Annotated in this window: 17 protein-coding genes and 1 pseudogene; 7 read left to right on the top strand and 11 right to left on the bottom strand. The window is 44.7% G+C overall.

Translation table 11 applies throughout. The features are described from left to right. Positions 1 to 236 precede the first annotated feature (236 nt). The 8 genes and pseudogenes from ACED60_RS03370 to hrpB all read right to left on the bottom strand — a co-directional run bounded on the left by ACED60_RS03370 (position 237) and on the right by hrpB (position 13,901). Positions 237 to 1,253, bottom strand: a complete 1,017-nt coding sequence (locus ACED60_RS03370) for a Fe(3+) ABC transporter substrate-binding protein (RefSeq protein WP_012604721.1) — start codon at positions 1,251 to 1,253, stop codon at positions 237 to 239. 164 nt (positions 1,254 to 1,417) lie between these two features. Continuing rightward, on the bottom strand, positions 1,418 to 2,647 hold the full coding sequence (locus ACED60_RS03365) for an ammonium transporter (RefSeq protein ID WP_122045983.1): 1,230 nt from the start codon (positions 2,645 to 2,647) through the stop codon (positions 1,418 to 1,420). 27 nt (positions 2,648 to 2,674) lie between these two features. Next, positions 2,675 to 3,013 (bottom strand): P-II family nitrogen regulator, encoded by a 339-nt coding sequence (gene glnK / locus ACED60_RS03360; protein WP_004738200.1) that lies wholly within the window; start codon positions 3,011 to 3,013, stop codon positions 2,675 to 2,677. Positions 3,014 to 3,239: 226 nt separating this feature from the next. Then, a complete protein-coding gene (locus ACED60_RS03355; protein WP_029223087.1) occupies positions 3,240 to 3,608 on the bottom strand; it encodes a YacL family protein in 369 nt (122 codons plus the stop codon). A 159-nt stretch (positions 3,609 to 3,767) separates the two neighbouring features. Next, on the bottom strand, positions 3,768 to 6,356 hold the full coding sequence (acnB, locus tag ACED60_RS03350) for a bifunctional aconitate hydratase 2/2-methylisocitrate dehydratase (protein ID WP_371726936.1): 2,589 nt from the start codon (positions 6,354 to 6,356) through the stop codon (positions 3,768 to 3,770). Between the two features lie 272 nt (positions 6,357 to 6,628). Continuing rightward, positions 6,629 to 8,968: pseudogene (locus ACED60_RS03345) on the bottom strand (patatin-like phospholipase family protein). A gap of 38 nt (positions 8,969 to 9,006) precedes the next feature. Beyond that, positions 9,007 to 11,406, bottom strand: coding sequence for a penicillin-binding protein 1B (mrcB, locus tag ACED60_RS03340; RefSeq protein WP_371726935.1), 2,400 nt, complete (start codon positions 11,404 to 11,406; stop codon positions 9,007 to 9,009). Then, complete coding sequence (gene hrpB, locus ACED60_RS03335; protein WP_371726934.1) at positions 11,403 to 13,901, bottom strand: ATP-dependent helicase HrpB; 2,499 nt, start codon at positions 13,899 to 13,901, stop codon at positions 11,403 to 11,405. The genes mrcB and hrpB overlap by 4 nt, the downstream gene beginning before the upstream one ends. 34 nt (positions 13,902 to 13,935) lie before the next feature. On the opposite strand from hrpB, the gene sfsA reads away from it, so the two are divergent. The 7 genes from sfsA to panC all read left to right on the top strand — a co-directional run bounded on the left by sfsA (position 13,936) and on the right by panC (position 20,036). Beyond that, positions 13,936 to 14,694: a DNA/RNA nuclease SfsA gene (gene sfsA, locus ACED60_RS03330; protein ID WP_009847580.1), complete on the top strand. Its 759-nt coding sequence runs from the start codon at positions 13,936 to 13,938 to the stop codon at positions 14,692 to 14,694. Between the two features lie 135 nt (positions 14,695 to 14,829). Beyond that, on the top strand, positions 14,830 to 15,276 hold the full coding sequence (gene dksA / locus ACED60_RS03325) for an RNA polymerase-binding protein DksA (protein WP_009847581.1): 447 nt from the start codon (positions 14,830 to 14,832) through the stop codon (positions 15,274 to 15,276). 147 nt (positions 15,277 to 15,423) lie between these two features. Beyond that, entirely contained in the window at positions 15,424 to 16,326 is a 903-nt protein-coding gene (gene gluQRS / locus ACED60_RS03320) for a tRNA glutamyl-Q(34) synthetase GluQRS (RefSeq protein WP_371726933.1), read from the top strand. A 156-nt stretch (positions 16,327 to 16,482) separates the two neighbouring features. Then, positions 16,483 to 17,838 carry a polynucleotide adenylyltransferase PcnB gene (gene pcnB, locus ACED60_RS03315; RefSeq protein ID WP_371726932.1) on the top strand — a complete coding sequence of 452 codons (1,356 nt, stop codon included), beginning with the start codon at positions 16,483 to 16,485 and terminating at the stop codon, positions 17,836 to 17,838. Beyond that, positions 17,835 to 18,320 (top strand): 2-amino-4-hydroxy-6-hydroxymethyldihydropteridine diphosphokinase, encoded by a 486-nt coding sequence (gene folK / locus ACED60_RS03310; protein WP_065678072.1) that lies wholly within the window; start codon positions 17,835 to 17,837, stop codon positions 18,318 to 18,320. Before pcnB ends, folK begins: the two co-directional genes overlap by 4 nt. Before the next feature lie 22 nt (positions 18,321 to 18,342). Beyond that, positions 18,343 to 19,137: a 3-methyl-2-oxobutanoate hydroxymethyltransferase gene (gene panB, locus ACED60_RS03305; RefSeq protein ID WP_371726931.1), complete on the top strand. Its 795-nt coding sequence runs from the start codon at positions 18,343 to 18,345 to the stop codon at positions 19,135 to 19,137. 8 nt (positions 19,138 to 19,145) lie between these two features. Further along, a complete protein-coding gene (panC, locus tag ACED60_RS03300) occupies positions 19,146 to 20,036 on the top strand; it encodes a pantoate--beta-alanine ligase (RefSeq protein WP_371726930.1) in 891 nt (296 codons plus the stop codon). Between the two features lie 152 nt (positions 20,037 to 20,188). Here panC and ACED60_RS03295 read toward each other — a convergent pair whose 3' ends face one another. The 3 genes from ACED60_RS03295 to ACED60_RS03285 form a co-directional block, all read right to left on the bottom strand. After that, the gene (locus tag ACED60_RS03295) at positions 20,189 to 20,959 is read right to left on the bottom strand and encodes an ABC transporter permease (RefSeq protein WP_009847587.1); all 771 of its coding nucleotides are present in this window, start codon (positions 20,957 to 20,959) and stop codon (positions 20,189 to 20,191) included. A gap of 1 nt (position 20,960) precedes the next feature. After that, on the bottom strand, positions 20,961 to 21,878 hold the full coding sequence (locus ACED60_RS03290; RefSeq protein WP_009847588.1) for an ABC transporter ATP-binding protein: 918 nt from the start codon (positions 21,876 to 21,878) through the stop codon (positions 20,961 to 20,963). Positions 21,879 to 22,200: 322 nt separating this feature from the next. After that, positions 22,201 to 23,832: a SulP family inorganic anion transporter gene (locus ACED60_RS03285; protein ID WP_029223085.1), complete on the bottom strand. Its 1,632-nt coding sequence runs from the start codon at positions 23,830 to 23,832 to the stop codon at positions 22,201 to 22,203. Positions 23,833 to 23,953 lie beyond the last annotated feature (121 nt).

Raw genomic sequence — 23,953 nt, 5'->3', positions numbered from 1 at the left:
CTACAACGAGGCTTAATGAAACACAAATGCATTTGCAAATACATCTCATATCCTTTTAATGGGGGGTTATTTATACCCATATACTGTAATGACTTCAAGGTGAGATGCTCATAACTCTGGGGATTAACGGGGAGCTTTGTATCAAAAAGTGATTTTCCAAAACAAAACAACCCCAAGTTACCGAAATGGCGACTTGAGGCTGTCATTTTACTTGGGCCGAAGCCTACAGTAAAAAATTATAGATCGAACTTAACTTCGTCTAGTAGCTTGATTGCAGCTGCGTGGTGGTCAGCAATCTGATCTAGAGAAATTGTATCAGCTTTGAATTCCCCCCAAGAAGCAACAAGCTCTGAAGGTTTAACATCAGCTTTCACTGGGTATTCGTAGTTCACTTCTGCGTACATGCCTTGCGCCACGTCACCAGATAGGAATTCCATTAGCTTAACTGCGTTCTCTTTATTTGGAGAGAATTTAGCCATTGCCATACCAGAGATATTTACGTGAGTACCTGTTGTCTCTTGGTTAGGGAAGTTAAGATAAACAGCGTCAGCCCAAGCTTTTTGCTCTTTATCGTTAACCATCTTACCTAGGTAGTAGCTGTTACCAAGAGAAACGTCACATAGACCTTCTTTGATCGCTTTAACTTGTGCACGGTCATTACCTTGAGGCTTACGTGCTAGGTTTGCTTTTACGCCTTCTAGCCATTCTTTCGTTTCAGCTTCACCTTTGTGAGCAATCATCGAAGATACTAGAGAAACGTTGTATGGGTGCTTACCGCTACGTGTACAGATTTTACCTTTGAATTCTGGCTTAGCTAGATCAGCGTAAGTGAAATCTTCACCTAGACGACCAACACGGTCACGAGAAGAGTAAACACTACGTGTACGAGTTGTTAGAGCGAACCACTCGTTAGCTGTGTCTTGGTACTGAGCTGGGATATTCTTTTCTAGAACATCACTTTCTACAGCTTGAACTAAACCTTTTTCAGTTAGCTCAGATAGGCGGCTGATATCAACAGTTAATACCACATCTGCTGGGCTGTATTCGCCCTCTTGAGCTAGCTTCTCTGCTAAACCTTTCTTAGCAAACTTAACATTCACCTCGATACCAGTCTCTTTTGTGAACTCATCAAACATAGGTTCAACAAGGAAAGGTTGACGGTAAGAGTATACGTTTACTTCTTCAGCAGCGATTGCAGCCGTTGGTGCGATTGCGCTACATGCTAGAGCTGAAAGAGTTAGCAATTTTTTCATTGGTAAAATCCTTTATATCGAAATGATAATCTATATCAGTTGCGTTATTATATTTATTAAAATATTAATTTCAATGATAGAGCACAAAAAAACCTGCTCATGAGAGCAGGTTTCAAGTGGGTAATATGTAAATATTTGTAAATTATGAATTAATACATAGTGTTCTATTTTACAGACACAAACTCTGGATAAGCACCGACACCACAATCGTGCATGTCCATACCTTCAAGTTCTTCATCTTCAGTTACTCGGATACCGATTGTTGCTTTAAGCACTGCCCATACCGCTAGGCTAGCACCGAATACCCATGCAAAGATTACTGCTGCACCCAATAGTTGAGCACCAAACGTTGCATCAGCATTGCTTAGTGGTACAGCCATTAGACCGAAGAAACCACACACACCGTGTACCGATATAGCACCTACTGGATCATCAATCTTAGCTTTGTCTAGAGCGATGATGCTGAATACAACCAATGCACCAGATACAGAACCAATCGCTACAGCAAATAGAGGTGATGGTGATAGAGGGTCTGCAGTGATTGCTACTAGGCCCGCTAACGCACCGTTAAGAATCATTGTTAGGTCTGCTTTACCCCAAGTTGTTTTACATACTAGTAGTGCTGCAATCGCACCTGCTGCAGCTGCTGCGTTGGTGTTAAGGAAGATTTGACCTACTGCTGTCGCGTTCTCAAAGTCAGAAACCATAAGTTGAGAACCGCCGTTGAAACCGAACCAACCAAACCAAAGGATAAATGTACCTAGCGTTGCTAACGGCATGTTTGAACCTGGAATCGGGTAGATTTCACCGTTCTTACCATATTTACCTTTACGAGCGCCCAGTAGAAGCACACCCGCTAACGCTGCTGAAGCACCAGCCATGTGTACGATACCTGAACCAGCAAAGTCACTGAAACCCGCTTCTGATAGGAAACCACCGCCCCAAGTCCAGTAACCTTCCATTGGGTAGATGAATGCTGTTAGCACGACAGAGAAGATAAGGAATGACCAAAGTTTCATTCGCTCAGCAACCGCACCTGATACCACAGACATTGCTGTTGCAACGAAAACGACTTGGAAGAAGAAGTCTGATTCTAATGAGTGGTCTGCACCTTCACCTTGAGTACCAATCAGAGTACCAAATGACGGTAACCAGCCACCTTCGCCGTTATCGACATACATAATGTTGTAACCAACGACTAAGAAAGTCGTACAAGCAATCGCGTACAAACAAATGTTCTTAGTTAAAATTTCTGTGGTGTTCTTCGAACGAACAAGGCCAGCTTCTAACATCGCGAAGCCTGCAGCCATCCACATGACCAACGCACCTGAAATGAGGAAGAAAAAAGTGTCTAGTGCGTAACGTAGTTCCATTACTGTTGTTGTAAGTTCCATATTAAAGTCTCCAGTCCTTGTAATTCTTTAAAGTGCTTCAGCATCCATTTCACCGGTACGAATTCGTACGGCTTGGCTTAGGTCATACACAAAAATTTTGCCATCGCCGATTTTTCCGGTGTGCGCCGCTTGGCTAATCGCTTCAACAACTCGGTCAACATTTTCAGCTTGGGTTGCAATCTCTAGCTTTACCTTTGGTAGGAAGTCCACCTGGTACTCTGCACCACGATACAATTCAGTGTGCCCCTTCTGACGACCAAAGCCTTTCACTTCAGAAACCGTCATACCTTCAATACCCACATCAGAGAGCGCTTCGCGTACATCGTCTAATTTGAACGGCTTTACAATGGCATTTATTAATTTCATATTCTTTCCTTAAATTCTTCACTTAATCCGTTAATACTCTTATTACAATCCAAGTAGCGTGCCAGAAATTTAAGTTGTTGATTTTAAATAAAATGGAAACAATACCGTTTTAGAAATGAAAAAGGCCGCACCAATATGGTGCGGCCTTTTCACTATCTTAATGCGCTGCATTGTCGTTGCTCTAGTTTTGGGCAACGAAACTTTCACGATGCAAAATCATTAGCAACTAGTAACCTAAAAAATCAATCCAACGTTCGATGAGCAACTCGAAATCGTCAATTCCGCAGCTTGCTTCGCTTTCACAATTATAGAAATCGAACTCACTGCCCTCTTCCATCTCTTGTTCGTGCCCTAGCACATTTTCTTGAATCGTTACGTCGTCTTCATTGATCGCTAGGCTGATCTCTTTGCCTAGTAGCGTCACTTCATTGCTCAGATCTTGTCGAGATTGCTCAATCAACGCCATCACATGATCCAGTTTCTGCTTATCTTTCCCGATCTCTTCTTGAAGCCAGCGGCCAACAATTTCATGACCCATGCTGCACTTTACATAGTACTCGCCCATTAAAGTGTTTCGTGTAAATTCAAATTCCATAAAGGCTCCGTGCACTAATGACAGATAGGGTAAAAAATGAGGCGAGAGTATATAGCGAAGTCATCAAGAGATCGAGTCGCTCGTTGTCCAGCATTCAGACATAAAAAAACGCCTTCTACGAATAGAAGGCGTTCTGTCTGTATCTTACTCAGTCAACGATTAAGCTGGTTCTTGGAAGATAATCGTGTCTGCTTTTTCCGTGTACTGACCCATTTTATGGAAGTTCAGGTAACGGTATGTATCAGCAGCCGTTGCATTAATCTTCTCAGCGTACTCTAAGTACTCTTCTTTCGTTGGGATACGACCTAGAATCGCGCCAACAGCAGAAAGCTCAGCAGAAGCCAGATAAACGTTCGCGCCATTACCTAAACGGTTCGGGAAGTTACGAGTAGACGTAGACATAACCGTCGAAGCATCAGCAACACGAGCTTGGTTACCCATACATAATGAACAACCCGGAGTTTCAATACGAACCCCAGCACGACCGAAGATGCCGTAGTAACCTTCTTCTGTCAGTTGGTCTTTATCCATCTTAGTTGGCGGAGCAACCCATAGGCGAGTATTTAAAGAGCCATTAAACTCTTCTAGCATCTTACCTGCAGCACGGAAGTGACCGATGTTGGTCATACAAGAACCGATGAACACTTCTTGAATCTCAGTGCCTTGAACGTCAGAAAGAAGACGAGCATCATCTGGATCGTTTGGTGCACATAGGATTGGTTGATCGATGTCAGCAAGATCAATCTCGATAACGTGTGCGTATTCCGCATCTGAATCAGCAGATAGCAACTCAGGGTTCGCTAACCACTCTTCCATTGCGGTAATACGACGCTCAATCGTACGAACATCACCGTAACCTTCAGCGATCATCCACTTAAGCATAACGATATTCGAGTTCAGGTACTCATCGATAGACTCTTGAGATAGCTTAACCGTACAACCAGCCGCAGAACGCTCAGCAGATGCATCTGAAAGTTCAAATGCTTGCTCAACAGACAGGTGCTCAACACCTTCAATTTCTAGTACACGACCAGAGAACTCATTGATCTTTCCTGCTTTCTCTACCGTTAGTAGACCTTGCTTGATACCGTAAAGCGGAATTGCATGTACTAGGTCACGTAGTGTGATACCCGGTTGCATTTCGCCTTTAAAGCGAACCAAGATAGATTCAGGCATATCAAGAGGCATAACGCCTGTTGCCGCAGCAAATGCTACCAAACCAGAACCAGCAGGGAATGAAATACCTAGAGGGAAACGAGTATGCGAGTCACCACCTGTACCTACAGTATCAGGAAGAAGCATACGGTTTAACCATGAGTGGATAACACCATCACCCGGACGAAGTGAAACACCTGCACGGTTCATGATGAAATCAGGCAGTGTATGGTGAGTGTTTACATCAACTGGTTTCGGGTATGCAGATGTGTGACAGAAAGACTGCATCACAAGATCCGCAGAGAAACCAAGACAAGCCAGATCTTTCAGCTCATCACGCGTCATAGGACCCGTAGTATCTTGAGAACCTACCGTTGTCATTTTAGGTTCGCAGTACTGACCCGCACGCACACCTTCAACGCCACACGCTTTACCTACCATCTTCTGAGCTAATGTGTAGCCTTTATCAGAAGCAGAAGGATCGATTGGTTTAGCAAACAGATCGGTTTCAGCTAGGCCTAGAGCATCACGAGCACGACCCGTTAGGCCACGACCAATGATCAGTGGAATACGGCCACCAGCACGCACTTCATCAAGAAGTACTTTGCTTAGCTCAAAGTTTGAAATCACAGAACCGTTCTTGTGAACAACACCTTCGTACGGGTAGATATCAATGACATCGCCCATGTTCATGTCTTGTACGTTCAGTTCAATGGGTAGTGCACCTGAATCTTCCATTGTGTTGTAGAAGATTGGTGCAATTTTACCACCCAGACAAACACCGCCAGTACGCTTGTTTGGTACGAATGGGATATCTTCACCCATGAACCAAAGTACTGAGTTTGTTGCCGATTTACGTGAAGAACCTGTACCAACAACATCACCAACGTAAGCCAGTGGAATGCCGTCTTTTTGCATTTCTTCAATTTGATTGATTGGACCAACGCTACCCTGTTCATCAGGAGTAATGCCATCACGTTCCATCTTCAGCATCGCTTTCGCGTGCACTGGGATATCAGGACGTGACCATGCATCAGGCGCTGGTGATAAGTCATCAGTGTTAGTTTCACCGGTAACTTTAAATACTTTAACGGTGATCTTTTCCGCTACTTTATTTTTCGCTGTAAACCATTCAGCATCAGCCCAAGATTGAAGTACTTGTTGTGCTGAAGCATTACCTGCTTTCGCTTTATCTTCTACATCGTAAAACGCATCGAACATCAGTAGAGTATGAGACAGGGCTTTAACTGCGATTGGAGCAAGCTCAGCATCGTCTAGCAGAGACACTAGAGACTCGATGTTGTAACCACCTTGCATAGTACCAAGCAGTTGTGCAGCTTTTGCTTTGCTTACTAGTGGAGAAGCTACTTCACCTTTAGTGATAGCCGTAAGGAAGCCAGCTTTTACGTAAGCAGCTTCATCTACACCCGGTGGAATGCGGTTTTCTAGTAGGTCAAGAATGATTTCTTCTTCACCTTGAGGTGGATTCTTTAGAAGTTCAACTAGGCCAGCGACTTGCTCAGCATCTAGTGGTCTTGGGACAACTCCCTCGGCAGCACGTTCTTCGACGTGTTTACGGTAGGCTTCAAGCACGACTTTTTTCCTCTCATTGCGGTTCACTTCTTACCTTCATAATTATTAGTAAAATTAAGAAGCGAACATCCTTGGAAACTTGGCTCTCCATTGCCATTTTTGTCATTCAATTTGTATTGATGAGCGGCATCATAGAGGCCAAACTGTGGGCGGTAGAATAGCAAATTTAACGTTAAATTAAAATCTTATCATTTTGACCAACATAGCAAGTTAAGACGAAAGTCCCACTATTTTTGCCTATTTACGCAGTTAAACGGTGACTCTACGCATGATTATTTGTAGGAAGTACCGACAATCAGATACACCGAATCAAAGTTATCTTCGGTTCGACCATAAGCTAATATGATCGGCCCGATGGGTGAGTCGACACCCGCAAAAACAGAACCTGCAGTATACATTGGTGCTTCATCTAGCTTTAAGTCATTGTTCGACCAAACACCACCATGTTCAATAGAGGCGCCCACGTAGAACGGTGATTCAAAGAGGCCGAAGTCATTTTCAAACCATTTATAACGGTAGATCAAACTGGTGTAAGCTAAGTTCTGACCGATCAAACTATTTCTTGGAATACCGGATAGATTAAGGAACCCTCCTAGCTCTTTCGGATCAATCGGAAAGACTGAGTTTTTACTTTCTACGATGCCGTAATCAACCTTTGCGACTAAAGTATGCTTTTCAATGCTTTGTGCTGCCATAAAATTGGCCGAAAGTTCAAAGACTGTATCACTCTCAGAAGAGAAATCTGAACCACCATTAGAGCTCTCATTCTCAAAATCGTCATGAGAGATAAGGTACTCTAAATCGACAAAATAACCTTCGGTAGGAAGACTGAAGTTATCCAAAGTATCCAATCTATAACTGGCAAAGGCGCCAATACGTTTATAGCCACCACTTCCTAGTGAAGGTAATGATGCCACCTCAATACTGCCATCTGTATAACGTGCACCAAATTTCAGCTCTTGCCACAATGTCGGTTGATAGCCCAATGCAAATTCACTCAGATACTCTTGATAAGACATTGGTAAATAGTCTTTGGTTGCATCCAGTGTAGGTTCTCCAATCTCGCCAATTCCTGCTGGCAGGTTTCGATTCTGGTTGCTGTAAGCAATAGACACAGATGTGAACAACTTTTGACTCGAAAAGAATGGAGAGAAGAGTTCCGCTTCAATACGCTTGTCAGTACCCATTTCAAGATTGGTTCTTAACTCTGCGCCATGTTTGTTAATATCAGTAAAGTTGGCAGAAACACCGAGCGAATACTGGCTGGTAGTCGAGAAATCATCTTCAAGAAAGAATCGAAAATTGAGGTAGTTTGGACCCCAGAATTTTTCGTTCACATCGACCAGCAGTTGATCCTCGCCATCAACATTTTCAAATTCCTAAGTAACCAACTCAAACCGATCTAAAGCATAAAGATCTTTCACTTTAGATTCGATTTCACTGGTTTTAATAACCTGACCAGAATCGAGGTTTAAACGATTTTCGATCAACTTATCTGAATAGTGGGTATTGTTGTTAATAATAACTCTATCAACGACAGTCTGGTCGCCATGTTTTAGCTGCTTTCGAGCTTGCTGTTTATGATCGATATACTTTTGATAGTCTGCGTTAGAGAGCGCCAACTTAGAAAGCTGATCCGTATACTGCCTTGTTGCTTCGTATCCAGCATGATAAGCCGTCGGCATTTTATCGAACTCTGTGGTCTCCATTTGCCCAACATCAGGACGTAGGAAAAAATCATCGTCTGTTAACGTCGCGGCTTGCTCTTGAGTGCTGCGTTGAACAAGGTAATTAGAGAGTTGGTCTGCTGCGGCTAAAAAGTTAGTGAAGTCTTCTTTGCTTTTGTAGTTAGTACTGATATCAATCGCAATAACTATGTCAGCACCCATCGCTCTAGCAACATCAACAGGCATGTTATTGGTGACACCACCATCGACCAACATTCGCCCATCAACTTCATAAGGAGGAAGTGCTCCAGGTACTGACATACTCGCCATCATCGCATCAACAAGGTGACCATGGTCGATCACGACTTCTTCAAGGTCGATAATATCGGTTGCGACAGAGCGATATGGAATAGCGAGGCTGTCGAAAGAATCGAGGGGAGATAAATTACCAGTGGTCTCGCGCAGAATACGCAACATATTCTGACCTTGAACCACACCTTTTCTGGCTTTGATTTCGCCCCAACCTAAACCGAGATCGGTATTCAGTTGATAACGGTCTTCATATTCTTTGTCTCGCACACGGCGATCACTACGGTTAACGCGATCGCGATAACCACGATTCCAATCAACCGTATAAATAAAGCTCTCGATCTCATCGGCGCTCATCCCTGTCGCATAAAGACCACCAACGTATGCGCCCATGCTGGTACCGGTAATGTAATCAACCGGAATTTGCATCTCTTCTAGGGCTTTAAGCACACCGATGTGAGCTGCACCTTTTGCCCCACCACCAGCAAGAACGACAGCAACGGTTGGCCTTTTATGAGCTTCTTTAAGTTCAACATGTTCTGATGAATCAACCTGTGCTGCAGTAGCGGAAAACAGTTGAAAACTGACCACAGTACCGACAATACCCAAGCTACTCACTAACCAACGAGAAATCATTATCTAAACTATCCTTGTCATTCTTTTCTGTTATGACTTTACCACTGAAAAAGCTTCTTTAGCCACTGTTTTGGTTGACTTTCACAGCCCTTTTTAATGCTGCCACTTTCATCCCAGACCGGCAATTTGACTGTACCACCACAGTCAAACTCTAACGCCCCTTCAGAAGTTCGAGTAAAGCTAGCGGTCGCAATTCCTGTTGGCCAAGGCAGTAATAGTTGTTCAGGCGTTCTTTGCTTCAGATAATCGGCATAGACACGCAACGCACCGCTAGAACCGGTTAGCTTAGTCGGTTTATTATCATCTCGGCCTAACCAAATCGTCGTGACTTCACGACCATCAACACCAACAAACCAACTGTCTCGACTGTCATTACTTGTGCCCGTTTTACCAGCTAACCCAGCCCATGCAAACTGACCTTGTAAGAAACGACCTGTACCTTCTGATACACCACGCTTCATCGCATAGGTTGTTAACCAAGCAGCTTGCTGGTCAACGCTTTGTGATACACGAGGAATCGACTGATACAGAACTTCGCCATCATTATCAATAACCGAACGAAGTGCAGACAAAGGCGCAATGCGACCAGAGTTGGTAATGGTTTGGTACATTTGAGCAACTTGGAACGGAGTCAGTGAGAACGAACCCAAAAACATCGACGGTACTGGGCGAATCTCATTTTTATCGACACCCAGCTTTCCAATGGTATCCGAGACGCTATCAATGCCTAACTGCATCCCTAAACGAACGGTAGGTACGTTGTAAGACTTAGAAAGCGCAACATACAAGGGTACATCGCCACGGAACTTACGGTCGAAGTTTCTCGGGCTCCATACGCTGCCTTTACTGCCTTTCAAGCTCAGTGGCGTGTCCTTCAATGTTGTCGCCAACGTGTACTTCTGGGGTTGCTCTAATGCGGTCAAGTAGATGGCTGGCTTAACCAAAGAACCAATAGGGCGACTCGCGTTCAAGGCACGGTTAAAGCCATCGTAACCGGTGCGTTTACCGCCGACCATTGCTCGGATTTCTCCGGTATTTCTATCGACAGCAATCGCCGCGGCTTCCAACTTGTTACCTGCCGTTTTTGACAGTTCAGGCACCTTACGAGCAATCGACTTCTCTAGCTTATCTTGAGAAACGGGATCCAGAGAGGTAAAGACTCGAATCCCTTTTTTCGCTTCAAATCGATCGCCTACATACTTCTTAAGCTCAATGTTTACTTGCTGGAAGTAAGCTGGCTGACGACTAGCAATACGTGGATTGTCTTGAATATCCAAATCACGACTCGCCGCTTCTTCGTATTGTCGCGGAGTTAATATGTCTTGCTGCATCAATAAGCGAAGAACCAGATCGCGTCGAGTCTTAGCACGCTCAGGGTAACGAACCGGATTGTAATACGAAGGGCCTTTCACCATACCCACCAGCAATGCTAGTTGATCGATGCGGAGCTCTTGAATAGGTTGACCGAAATACAAACGAGATGCCAAGCCGAAACCATGAATCGCTTGCCCACCATTTTGCCCAAGGTAAACCTCGTTTAAGTAAGCCTCTAGAATACGGTCTTTGCTGTAACGATGGTCCAAGATAAGCGCAATGTAGGCTTCACGAACCTTACGCCACAATGTACGTTCACTGGACAAGAACAGGTTTTTTGCCAGCTGTTGTGTCAGCGTACTACCACCCTGTACCGTTCGCCCAGCTTTGACGTTAACGACCATTGCACGAGCGATTGCTAATGGCGATACCCCATCGTGTTGATAGAAGCTTCGGTCTTCAGTTGCTAATAAGGCATCAACCATCACTTCTGGGAACTGATTACGTTTTAAGAACAGGCGTTGCTCATCGTTACTTTTTTCAAGCATACCCAACATTTTCGGCTCAACACGTAGATAGCCCATGTCGCCTTTCTTCTCTAGCGACTGTATACGAGTTAACTCGTTACCGTTGAAATGCAGCATTACATGACGATCCGCTTCCGGTCCATCGACAAACTCGAACGGACGACGAATCATTTCAATCTTGGTTGAAGAAGAAGAGTACTCACCTGGGTGACGAGGAGAATTCACTTTACGGTAATTAAGTACATCCAGTTTATTCTTAACCTGTACCAAACTCACCGCAGTCCCCGGAGACAGATCCAACACACGAGCATAAACAACGGTTGGCAGATCAAAAAGCTGACCTTCAAAACGCTGCTTAACCACTGAATCCAGATAAATACCGACGAACAACAGCAATGCGGCAAGTGCTAAGCCAGCTTTCCAAGAAATGCCCCACAGAATCTTCAACCAACCTCTCTTGCCAGACGGCTTAGCCTTAGGTTTAGTCTTTTTCGCTGCTGCTCTTGGCTTTCTAGGCTTGCCTTTCGTCGCTGGTGACTTCTTTGCTGGCGCTTTTTTAGGTGGTGCCTTTTTTGGCGTTAACATTTTGGTCATCATCGATTCAACTGTCGTTTGGTTTTAGTGGTTGCTACATGGTTAGCAGGGTCATCCGGCCAAGGATGTTTGGGGTAACGGCCTTTCATCTCTTTTTGTACTTCTTTGTACGCGCCAGCCCAAAAGCCGGCTAAATCCTGAGTAATTTGCAGTGGTCGTTGCGCAGGAGAAAGCAACTCAAGCACCACCTTTTTACGCCCTTGGGCAATCAAGGGGGAATCTTGCTCACCAAAGACTTCCTGCATTCGAACAGAGATCATTGGCTCAGATTGATATTGATATCGAATCGACTTCTTACTGCCCGTTGGCATCAGGTAATTAGTCGGTAGCCATTGATCTATTTCTTGATTCAGAGGCCAGCCAAGATAAGCGGACAATGCTTGCTCGACCGAGATACTCGTCAGTCCTTTTGCCGACTTGATACCATTCAAATAAGGTAAAAGCCACTCATCAAGATGCTCAATCAAACTCGCGTCATCCATCGCTGGCCAATCATGCTCTGGCATCCAAAGCTGTGCGCAGCGTACACGCTCAACGAGCTGTTTAGCTGAAGACGTCCAATGTAAGCGCTCCAGTCCGCAGCGAGCGATATAATTGAGTAGCGCTTGGCTCGCCTGATTCGCATCGGGTTCTGGTAAAGCTTTGGTGCTGATAATCAACTTCCCCAAAGACACTCGCTGCTCTGCCACTAAGCGACCACGTTTCTCATCCCAATCGGCGTAATCGGAACACAAAAACAGTTTTGGAAATTCAACTTCTAGCTGCGCAATATCAACCGCGGTAGCTAAGAAAACTTGACTGGCTCGCCCTGTGCTGCGCATCAAATCAATCACGACGATATAGTCATTATTCGCCAATGGATCATCATCACGAACTTCAGCACCGTGACCATTCGCCAGAAGAAAAGCACTGCTGCTCGCACTTCTCGCTTGTGCAATTCGGTCTGGGAATGCAAAACAAAGCACTAATGGTAGCAATGATTCGTCAACTTGTGACAAATCTAAGTGATGATTGAGTTTGCTGGCGAGACTTTTCGCTCGCTGCATCACCACGCTATTTTTTGAGTGTTTTCTTTGCTTCAGTCGATGCAACGAATGCTGAATATCCGTCACATTGCGCTCTGGCTCTTCAAGTAAAGCGGCAGCAACAATCGCGACATTCAACAAGGCTGGACTGTTTTGCTGAGCTTTGATCAGCATACTAGCGATACGCGGCTCAATGCCTAGGCGCTGGGCTTGCTTACCGAGCGGAGTGAACTGCCCATTAGCGTCTAACAGTTCCAGGTTTTGTAAGAGTTGCTTACCTTGTTCTGTTGAAGCTTTTGGTGGAACGTCTAACCATTGCAGTTCATCAGCACTCGCAGCGCCCCATTGCGTCAATTCAGACACCAACGAAGACAAATCAGAATGAAGAATTTCAGGTTCTGGTACAGCAGGTTGCTGCATAAGCTGTGTTTCGCTGTACAAGCGAACACATAAGCTTTCTTCGATTCGCCCAGCACGACCCGCTCTTTGCTCAGCAGAAGACTGCGAAATTTTCACTTGTTCAAGCTTGGTAATACCGGTTTTCAAATCAAACTTTGCAACTCGTTCTAACCCCGAATCAACCACTAAACGAATCCCCTCAATCGTCAAAGAAGTTTCCGCAATGTTAGTGGCTAATACCACTTTTCGACGCCCTTTCACCGATGGCGCGATCGCTCTCTGCTGCTGTTCAAAACTCAATTGGCCATACAACGGACACACGTCAATATCACTGACAAGTTGCCCAAGTTGTGATTCCACTTGTTTTATCGCCGAGACACCCGGTAAGAAAGCCAAAAGTGAACCCGATTCTTTCTCCATCAGAGAACGAATCACGTTGGCCATCTTAGGTGCTAAATATTCATTCGAGCCTAATGGCTGATAGCGGAAGTCGACAGGGAAAGTTCGGCCTTGCGATTCAACATACTTGGCATCAGGTAACAAAGATTGCAGAGCGTGTTGATCTAAGGTTGCCGACATCACCACCACTTTTAGATCGTCACGCAGCGCATCTTGGATCTCCAAGCTAAACGCCAATGCAGTATCTGCGTGAATGCTGCGTTCATGAAATTCATCAAAGATCACCATATCAACCCCAGTCAATTCAGGGTCGGTTTGGATCATTCTCGTCATGATCCCTTCAGTCACGATTTCCAAGCGAGTCGCACTACTGGTTTTAGATTCACCACGAACCCTATAACCTATGCTCTCTCCCACTTTCTCTCCTAGTTGGCTCGCTAAGTAAGTAGCAATATTCCTTGCAGCCAAACGCCTTGGTTCAAGCATAATGATTTTGCCTTGAACAGCATTAGTTTTAACCAACTGTAAAGGGAAGAATGTTGACTTACCGGCACCGGGAGCGGCCTTTAGAATAAGTTGAGTGTGTGTTTGTACGCCAGCGAGCAGATCTGGCATCACAGCTTCTATGGGCAGTTGTGGCAATGGGTGAACCTTGTGGTGTAATGTTGGCAACATTGTACATAAAAACCTACCTCTCTAAATAAGTAATATGCACTTCAATCCTCCATTAGAGCCAGCGACTCTTATTAAACGCTATAAACGCTTTCTCACTGACATCCAACTTCCAGACGGCAGCGAGCGTACTATCCACTGCGCTAACACCGGAGCGATGACAGGATGTGCGACTCCTGGCAATACGGTGTGGTACTCAACGTCAGACAATGCAAAAAGAAAGTACCCAAACAGCTGGGAGATCTCAGAAACAGACAAAGGTCACCGTATTTGTGTAAATACTGCGCGGGCAAACCAGCTAGCGGTGGAAGCAATTGAAAATGGGACTATAGTTGAACTCTTAGGTTATAACGCGTTACGAACCGAAGTGAAATATGGCAGTGAGAATAGTCGCATTGATATTCTGCTTGAAGATAACGAAAAGCCGCCTTGCTATATCGAAGTAAAAAGCGTCACTTTGCTCGACGAAGAAGTGTCAACTAAGCAACAAATATCAACTAAACAACAAGCGTCGACCGAAGGGCAAGGTTTTTTCCCTGATGCAGTGACAACTAGAGGCCAAAAACATCTGCGAGAACTCACAGAAATGGTCGAATCTGGAAGTAGAGCCGTACTTTTATTCACTGTTTTACATTCAGGCATTGAAAAAGTGTCTGCGGCACACCATATAGACGCCAAATATTCGTTATTACTAAAACAAGCACAAGACGCTGGAGTTGAAGTGCTTTGCTATAAAGCAGAGCTCAGCAGTACTCAAATACAACTAAAACAAGCTGTTGAATTTATCAATAGCTAAGCAAAAATGCTGAACTATTCACATTGATTGCAAGTTTTAACAAGAGTATTTGCCACCATTCGTTCTTTCTGCTATAGATACCCGCCTTAAAATTAGCTGCTTTGCAGTTGACTAGGTGTAAATAGGAGATGCTGTATGCCAGAATCTAAGAAAAAAGCGCTAGGCATCCTAGCCATCGCAGGTGTTGAACCGTACCAAGCAAAGACAGGTGAAGAGTACATGTCACCTGAGCAAACGGAACATTTTACAAAAATTTTATCAGCTTGGCGCAACCAGCTCAGGGAAGAAGTTGATCGTACTGTGCACCACATGCAGGACGAAGCAGCGAATTTTCCAGATCCTGTTGACCGAGCTTCTCAAGAAGAAGAATTCAGCCTAGAGTTACGCAACCGTGACCGTGAGCGCCGTCTTATCAAGAAAATTGAGAAGACACTAGATAAGATCGAAGAAGACGATTTCGGCTTCTGCGACTCTTGCGGTGTCGAGATTGGTATTCGTCGTCTTGAAGCTCGTCCAACTGCTGACCTTTGTATTGACTGTAAAACACTTGCAGAGATCAAAGAGAAACAGATGCAAGGTTAATTCTTGCGGATGTAAAGAAAGGGAGCTTTGGCTCCCTTTTTTGTTTGTTCTAAAAAGCGGTTTATATCGTTGTTGATAGCGATAAACTAATCGCCAAACGTCTTAAGAATCGGCTACTGCGGTACCATCAAGATTAGGTTTTCACTTATGAATTATATCGGACGCTTTGCACCATCACCGTCAGGTCCTCTTCATTTTGGCTCACTGGTTGCTGCTCTTGGTAGCTACTTTCAAGCGAAATCTAACCAAGGACAATGGTTAGTTCGTATGGAAGACCTAGATCCACCAAGAGAAATGGCTGGCGCTGCAGACCTCATTCTTAAGACGCTTGAGGCTTACCACCTGTATTGGGACGGTGAAGTCGTTTATCAAAGCCAGCGTCATGACCTATATCAAGCTCAAATTGATCAATGGGTCACTGACAATCAGGCTTACTACTGTCAATGTACCCGTAAGCAGATAAAGTCCTTGGGTGGGTTTTATAGTGGCCACTGCCGAGACAAAGGTTTGGTTGATTCAGGCGAACAGGCGGTGCGCTTGTGTATGGACTTTCCCATCGAGTCCTTTGATGATGTTCGTCACGGCACGATTCAAATTCCCAAAGCATTGGCTGAAGAAGATTTTATTATCAAACGCAGAGATGGGTTGTTTGCCTATAACTTGGCAGTTGTCCTTGATGACATCGAACAAGGGGTAACAGAAGTCGTTAGAGGTGCAGATCTGATAGAACCAACAGGTCGACAAATCAGTTTGTATAAGACGCTCAAGCAAAAAACCGTGAGCTACTTGCACTTACCATTGGCAACCGATGGCTTGGGGAATAAACTGTCAAAACAAAATCATGCCACCGCGATAGATCTCGACAACCCAAAACCGACGTTAATCAATGCGATGCGATTCTTAGGTTTTGATATCCCGAATGCTCTTTTCGAAGCGTCAATGGATAAAGTTTTATTGTGGGGCTGCCAGCAATGGAACGTCAATCAGTTACCTGATAGTTTACAAAAAGAGCACAGCAATGAGTTCGAAACTAACGGCAAATCGCAATAACGATACATAAAAATACCCTAACAAATACCTGTGACTAAGCAGACGATGTTCTCAAATGGCTCGCGCTAAGCTATTATTAGCCGCAATTAAACTCTGCACTACCACTTTGGACTAAGAGAAAAACAAAGCTGGCGATACCTACTTTGTTATAAACTAATGAATACAAACGACAATACCCCAAGCGAACAACGCGGATTCCACGAATTAGCTCTGAATATTTATACTCGTCAAGAGCACAATATTTCACGCAAGCAGATCAGCGACAATGCACTTAAAGTGTTATATCGCCTGAATGGTGCGGGTTTTGACGCATTTCTAGTCGGTGGTGGTGTACGCGACATCTTATTAGGCTCTCAGCCAAAAGATTTTGATATCGCGACCAACGCAACGCCAGAGCAAATCAAGCACCTATTCAGAAACTGTCGCCTTATCGGTCGACGTTTTCGCTTGGCACATATCATGTTTGGTCGTGACATCATTGAAGTAGCAACTTTCCGTGGTCACCACCAAGAGCCATCGAAAAACGTTTCTGCGCAATCTGAAGAAGGTATGTTGCTACGCGATAACGTGTACGGCAATGTTGATGAAGATGCAGAACGTCGTGACTTCACAATCAATGCGATGTACTACAACATTGCAGACTATAGCATCCACGATTACGCGGGTGGTGTAGAAGATTTAGAAGATAAGCTGATCCGCCTGATTGGCGATCCAGAAACGCGTTACCGCGAAGACCCAGTACGCATGCTACGTGCAATGCGCTTCTCCGCTAAACTGGATTTTGATATTGAGGAAGATACAGCCGACCCAATTGAAGAGTTAGCACACCTTCTAAAAGATATTCCAGCAGCGCGCCTTTACGAAGAGTCTCTAAAATTACTGCAATCAGGTCACGGTTTAGAAACCTACCACTTGATGCGTGAGTACAATCTGTTCCAGCAGATGTTCCCTTCCGTAGCGGAACACTTCACAGAAGGCTACGACTCACATACCGAGCAAATGCTTGATTTGGTACTCGACTCGACTGACCTTCGCATCGAAGATGGCAAGCGAGTAAACCCCGCGTTTATGTTTGCTGCAATGCTTTGGTACCCAATGAACAAGTTGGCAGATAAGCTTGTCGCTGAACAGGGTATGGCGCACTACGATGCGATCATGGAAGCAAGTAACATCATTCTTGATCGACAAGTAAAATCAATTGCGATTCCTCGTCGCCATACCGCAACCATTCGCGAAGTTTGGCAACTGCAACTACGACTGCCTCGCCGCAACGGTAAACGTGCCGTTCGCCTGATGGAACTCAACAAGTTCCGTGCTGGCTACGATTTCCTAGAAATGCGTGGCGAAATTGAAGGTGGCGAAACCAAAGAACTAGCAAAATGGTGGGAGCGTTATCAGACAGCAGGACGCAATATGCGTCAAGCGATGGCTAATGACGTAGCAGCACCATCAAAGTCGGGTCATCGTCGCCGTAAGACTTACAGGAACAAAAAGAGTAAGCAATCAGAATGATAACGGCTTACATTGCGGTCGGCAGTAATCTTGCCGACCCCGTTAGCCAAGCAAACTTGGCTATCGAAACGCTAAAGAATCTTCCGCGAACAACGTTTGTTGCGACCTCACAGCTATATAGTAGCACTCCAATGGGGCCGCAAAACCAACCCGACTACATCAACGCGGTAGTAGCAATTAAAACAGAATTAACGCCAATTGAACTGCTTGATTGCACTCAAAAGATCGAGCAAGAACAAGGGCGCGTCCGTAAAGACGAGCGTTGGGGGCCAAGAACCTTGGATCTCGATATCGTGTTATACGGCAATGAGGTGATCGATTCAGAGCGCTTAACCGTTCCTCATTACGGAATGAAAGAAAGAGAGTTTGTGCTCTACCCGCTTTCTGAAATCGCACCAAGTTTACAACTCCCTGATGGGACTGAGCTGACAGAACTACTAAAAATAGTAGATAAGAACGGGCTCAATGTTTGGCAGCAATAGCCAAGCGCATTAAGGAAAATCAATGAAAAAAGTAACCATTAACGACCTAATCAAGTGCAAACAAGAAGGCCGTAAATTCGCGACGTCGACAGCTTATGATGCGAGCTTTGCTCAATTATTCGAAAGCCAAGATATGCCAGTTCTACTTGTCGGTGACTCACTTGGCATGGTTCTACAAGGTCGTAACGATACATTACCAGTAACCGTTGAAGATATTGCTTACCATACTCGCTCAGTACGTGCCGGTAGCCCAAACTGTCTTCTTATGGCTGACATGCCATTCATGAGTTACGCCACACCAGAGCAAGCCTGTAAGAACGCAGCAACCTTAATGCGCGCTGGTGCGAACATGGTGAAAATCGAAGGCGGAAGCTGGTTGATTGAAACTGTGAAGATGCTAACAGAACGTGCTGTACCAGTATGTGCACACTTAGGCTTAACGCCTCAATCGGTAAACATTTTTGGTGGTTACAAAGTTCAAGGTCGTGACAACGAGCAAGCCGATAAAATGGTTGCTGATGCGCTAGCACTACAAAATGCAGGTGCTCAAATCGTTCTTCTTGAATGTGTACCAGCTTCATTAGCAAAAAGAATTACAGAAGCTTGTGACGTACCGGTTATCGGCATCGGCGCAGGTAATGTTACCGATGGTCAGATCTTGGTTATGCATGACATGTTCGGTATTTCTGCGAACTACATGCCGAAATTCTCTAAGAATTTCCTAGCTGAAACAGGTGATATGCGTAAAGCCGTCGCTCTATACAAAGAAGAAGTAGAGAGCGCACGTTTCCCTGATGATGCTCATACAATCGCTTAGGAGTAACTATGCAAACTTTTGCTGAAATAGCGGCTCTTCGTGAGCAGATTAAACAGTTTAAGCGTGATGGACGTACGGTTGCTTTTGTCCCAACAATGGGAAACCTACATGAAGGTCACCTAACTCTGGTCAAGAAAGCTCGTGAACTGGCTGACATTGTTGTTGTAAGCATTTTTGTTAACCCAATGCAGTTTGATCGCGCCGACGACCTAAATAACTACCCTCGTACGTTAGAAGCCGATTTAAACAAACTAACAGGAGAAGGTGTTGAGTTAGTCTTTACGCCAACACCAGAGGTTATGTACCCAGATGGATTGGACAAACAGACGTTTGTTGAAGTCCCTGGTATATCTCATATGCTTGAAGGTGCCTCTCGCCCAGGTCATTTCCGCGGTGTATCAACAATTGTCACGAAACTGTTTAATATCGTTCAGCCAGACTTTGCATGCTTCGGTGAGAAAGATTTCCAACAACTTGCTGTGATTCGCCAGATGACAACTGACTTAGCGATAGACATTGAAGTTGTGGGCGTAGCGACTGTTCGTGAAATGGATGGTTTAGCCATGAGCTCTCGCAATAGCAACCTAACGATTGATGAACGTCAGCGAGCTCCAGTTCTAGCGCGCACTATGCGTTGGATCAGCAGTGCTATTCGTGGTGGTCGTGATGATTACGCGTCTGTCATTGAAGATGCAACAGACCAACTACGCGCAGCTGACCTGCAACCGGATGAAATATTCATTTGTGATGTAAAAACGTTACAAGCGATCACTTCAGAATCGACTCAAGCAGTGATTCTAATGTCGGCTTTCCTAGGTAAGACTCGTCTTATCGACAACCAAGTTTTAGATTTGGTCACGGAAACGAAAGAAGAAGTGAAAGAAGAAACTGCTGAGTAATCGCTTTTTCCTCTTTACGTAAACCAGGTTCTACCGCAAAGCACAAATGAAAAACATAAAAAAGGTCGATGTAATATCGACCTTTTTCTTTGCCTGCGATTTAGGATAATTAATAGCTCCTAGATAACTAATAGCTCTTGGATAACTAAAAGTTAACTACGTAAGCCGATCCCCTTTGTAACTAAGTAATGTGCAATGCCATACAGCACGACAATAAACACACCTAGTACGCCAAACGACGTCACAATACCCACATCAGACACACCCAAAAAACCATATCTAAACGCGTTTACCATATACACGATAGGGTTCAACTTCGATACACCTTGCCAGAATTCAGGCAATAGACTGATCGAGTAGAACACACCACCGAGATACGTCAGCGGCGTTAAAATGAAGGTTGGGATAATAGAAATATCATCAAACGTGCGTGCGAATACCGCGTTGATCAAGCCACCCAGAGCAAACACAACCGACGTGAGAAATACCGTCGCAATGATCACGCCCCAGTGGTCGACTTGAAGGTCAACAAAGAACAGCGATACAAAGGTGACGATAGTGCCCACTAACAAGCCACGCACCACGCCGCCCATTACGAAGCCGGCGATAATCACGTAGTTAGGAACAGGTGCTACAAGCAGCTCTTCAATGTTCTTCTGGAATTTGGCACTAAAGAACGATGAAGCAACGTTGGAATATGAGTTGGTGATCACCGACATCATGATCAGACCGGGCACAATGTATTCCATGTAGCTAAAGCCATTCATTTCACCAATACGCGCACCAATCAGGTTACCGAAGATGATGAAGTAAAGCGTCATGGTAATCGCTGGCGGTACCAGAGTTTGTACCCAGATACGCGTGAAGCGATTGATCTCTTTGGTCAACAAGCTGCAGAAAGCGGTCCAATATAGGCTGTACATATTATTTATTCCCCTCACGGACGATACTCACAAATAGCTCTTCTAGGCGGTTTGCTTTGTTACGCATAGAGAGAACTTTTACCTGCTGCTCACTCAATTGATCAAAGATGGTATTCAAACCTCGATTCTTGTCGATTTCGATTTCTAGCGAGCCATTAACCATCACTTGGCTATTCACACCTTCAAGTTTAGGTTCAGTCGCACCCTCTTCAAGATCAAGAATAAAGGTCTCGGCACTCAACTTACCCAACAGCGACTTCATTGTGGTGTTCTCAATCAACTCACCACGATTGATGATACCAATGTTACGACACAGCATTTCCGCTTCTTCTAGATAGTGCGTAGTTAAAATAATGGTGATGCCCTGCTTCTCGTTGATCTCCTTGAGGAATTCCCACATTGAACGACGCAATTCAATATCAACACCCGCCGTTGGTTCATCAAGAATTAACAAATGAGGCTCATGCATCAGTGCACGCGCGATCATCAAACGACGCTTCATACCACCAGATAAGTTACGCGCACGTTCGCCACGCTTTTCCCACAAATCGAGCTGAGATAAGTACTTTTTAGCGCGTTCTTTAGCAAGAGCTTTCGGTACACCGTAGTAACCGGCTTGTTGTAGCACGATCTGCTCAACCGTTTCGAACGGGTTAAAGTTAAACTCTTGCGGGACTAAACCTAAGTTCAACTTCGCTAGCTCCAGATCGGTATCAATGTCGTAGCCAAACACTTTAACCTTGCCTGACGTTTTATTAACCAGTGAAGAGATAACACCAATGGTGGTGGATTTACCCGCACCATTTGGGCCAAGTAGTGCGTAAAAGTCGCCTTTTTCTACTTGTAAACTCACGCCCTTAAGAGCCTCAAAGCCCCCTGCATAAGTTTTTCTTAGTTGCTCAATTTCTAATGCATACATAGAGGTAGACTGCCATTTGCTATAGATAAGATGTTGATGACCGAGCTTGAGAAAGAGAGTAATACTTAAAACGAGCTAGCAGAAAACTAACTCAAACTTATTTACTCGACCATTTTGCAAACAAGTTTATCGTTGATTAACGATTAATACAAATACCGAGTGAGGCTTTCTTTCGAAAGCGAACAAGAATATTAGGTACCTAAAGAGCAATTCAGTGTTCAGTAAACATAAAAAATGCCGTTAAGTTATTAACTTAACGGCATTAATCACCAATACTATATTTGTCGTCTATAACTGATTCATGTCAAATTATTGCTGAAGATTAAACCGAGTCAAATTGATGTTCATCTCTATCAACATAGCTTGTTGCCGCTGTCAGGGCTTCATATCTGAATCGATAAGTATTGGATTCAGGCACAAGGTCAATCACATGGAATTTTTCTAATTGCTGACGAGTATTCTCATTAGGACACAATAAGTACACCTCACACTGCGCATCTAGGGCATCTTTAATCGCATTTTCTAGCGCTAAGCCAACGGTAACATCAATCATAGGCACATCAGTTAGGTCTAAGATCATCGCTTCATAATCAGAAATGCTCGAGTGTTGACGTGAAATCGCTTTTGAAACACTGAATATCATCGGCCCAGAAAGGTAGAAGAACAGCACTTTACCATTAGCACTATCCAGTAACTGACGTTCACTGTCAGTCAATGGGATATCGTCTTCATCATCGCCATCACTGATCGCCTTAACTTGTCTAGCTTGCTCTCGACTCAGCCTTTCAATGATCAGAATGTTTGAGATAAAAACGCCCAGCCCGACCGCAATAATTAGATCAACGAATACGGTTAATAACATCACACCGTACATGACACCCATGCCAGCATAACTCACCTTGTGTGCGCGCTGAATAAAACTCCAATCAAGGATGTTGAAACCGACATACATCGCGATACCAGCCAACACAGCCATAGGGATCGGTTCTGTTAAGCCTCCCGCAACCAATACCACTAGCGCAAGCACCAAAGCACGAATAACACCAGAAAGCGGAGAACGAGCCCCTACCTGAATATTGGTCACGGTGCCCATGGTTGCGCCCGCACCGGGTAGCGCACCAAACAGACCAGAAATCATATTCGCAATGCCTTGGCCACGAAGTTCTTTGTCTGAATCATGCTCTTTACGAGTCAATGAATCTCCGATAACCGCAGTCAAAAGCGTATCAATACAACCAAGAGTACCTAGCACCAAAGCATCGATAACCATTGTGGTGAATTGCTCAGAGCTGATAGTCGGAATAACAAGAGAAGGTAAGCCTGCGGGAATTTCACCAATACGGCGAATAGAATCGGTATCAAAGATAATAACGGATAAGAGCGTTACAGCCACTAAAGCGACCAATTGAGCGGGCACATACTTACGATATTTAGCAGGAAAACCGAAAAGGATACCAAGCGTTAACACCCCCAAAAACAGCTCACTGACTTTCAGATTTGCTAGCGTATCAGGAAGTGCCGAAAGTGTGCCCATCACTCCGCCAGAAGGGGCTGCGTGCCCTAGCAAAGGAGAAAGCTGCAGAATGACAAGAATCACGCCGATACCGGACATAAAGCCAGATATCACGCTATATGGCATCAAAGTGACGTACTTTCCTAGCTTTAATGTACCGAGTAATATCTGAAAAGCACCCGCCATCATTACCACGGTAAAGGTCATTGCCATCCCGGTTTCAGGGTACTTGGCCACCATGCTGGTCATTACTGCCGTCATGATCACTGTCATCGGCCCGGTAGGCTCTGATATCAAGCTGCTTGAGCCACCAAACAATGCCGCAAATAGGCCCACCATGATGGCGCCCCAAAGGCCAGCTTCCGCGCCCGCACCAGAAGCGACACCAAATGCCAACGCTAAAGGCAATGAGATGATGGCTGTAGTTACACCGCCAAACATATCTCCTTTGAGATTGATATCCGTAAAACGACTTCCAAACAAAACACACCTTCCTGATGATGAAATGACAAACCTTATCACTTTAACAAATGTATCAACGGTTCAGAAAGTGTTAATTTAA

The organism is Vibrio sp. 1F279, from assembly GCF_041439815.1.
Taxonomy (GTDB): Bacteria; Pseudomonadota; Gammaproteobacteria; order Enterobacterales; family Vibrionaceae; genus Vibrio; species Vibrio tasmaniensis_A.
Note: the sequence above shows the minus strand (reverse complement) of the source record. Positions and strands in the feature narration are given on the sequence as shown.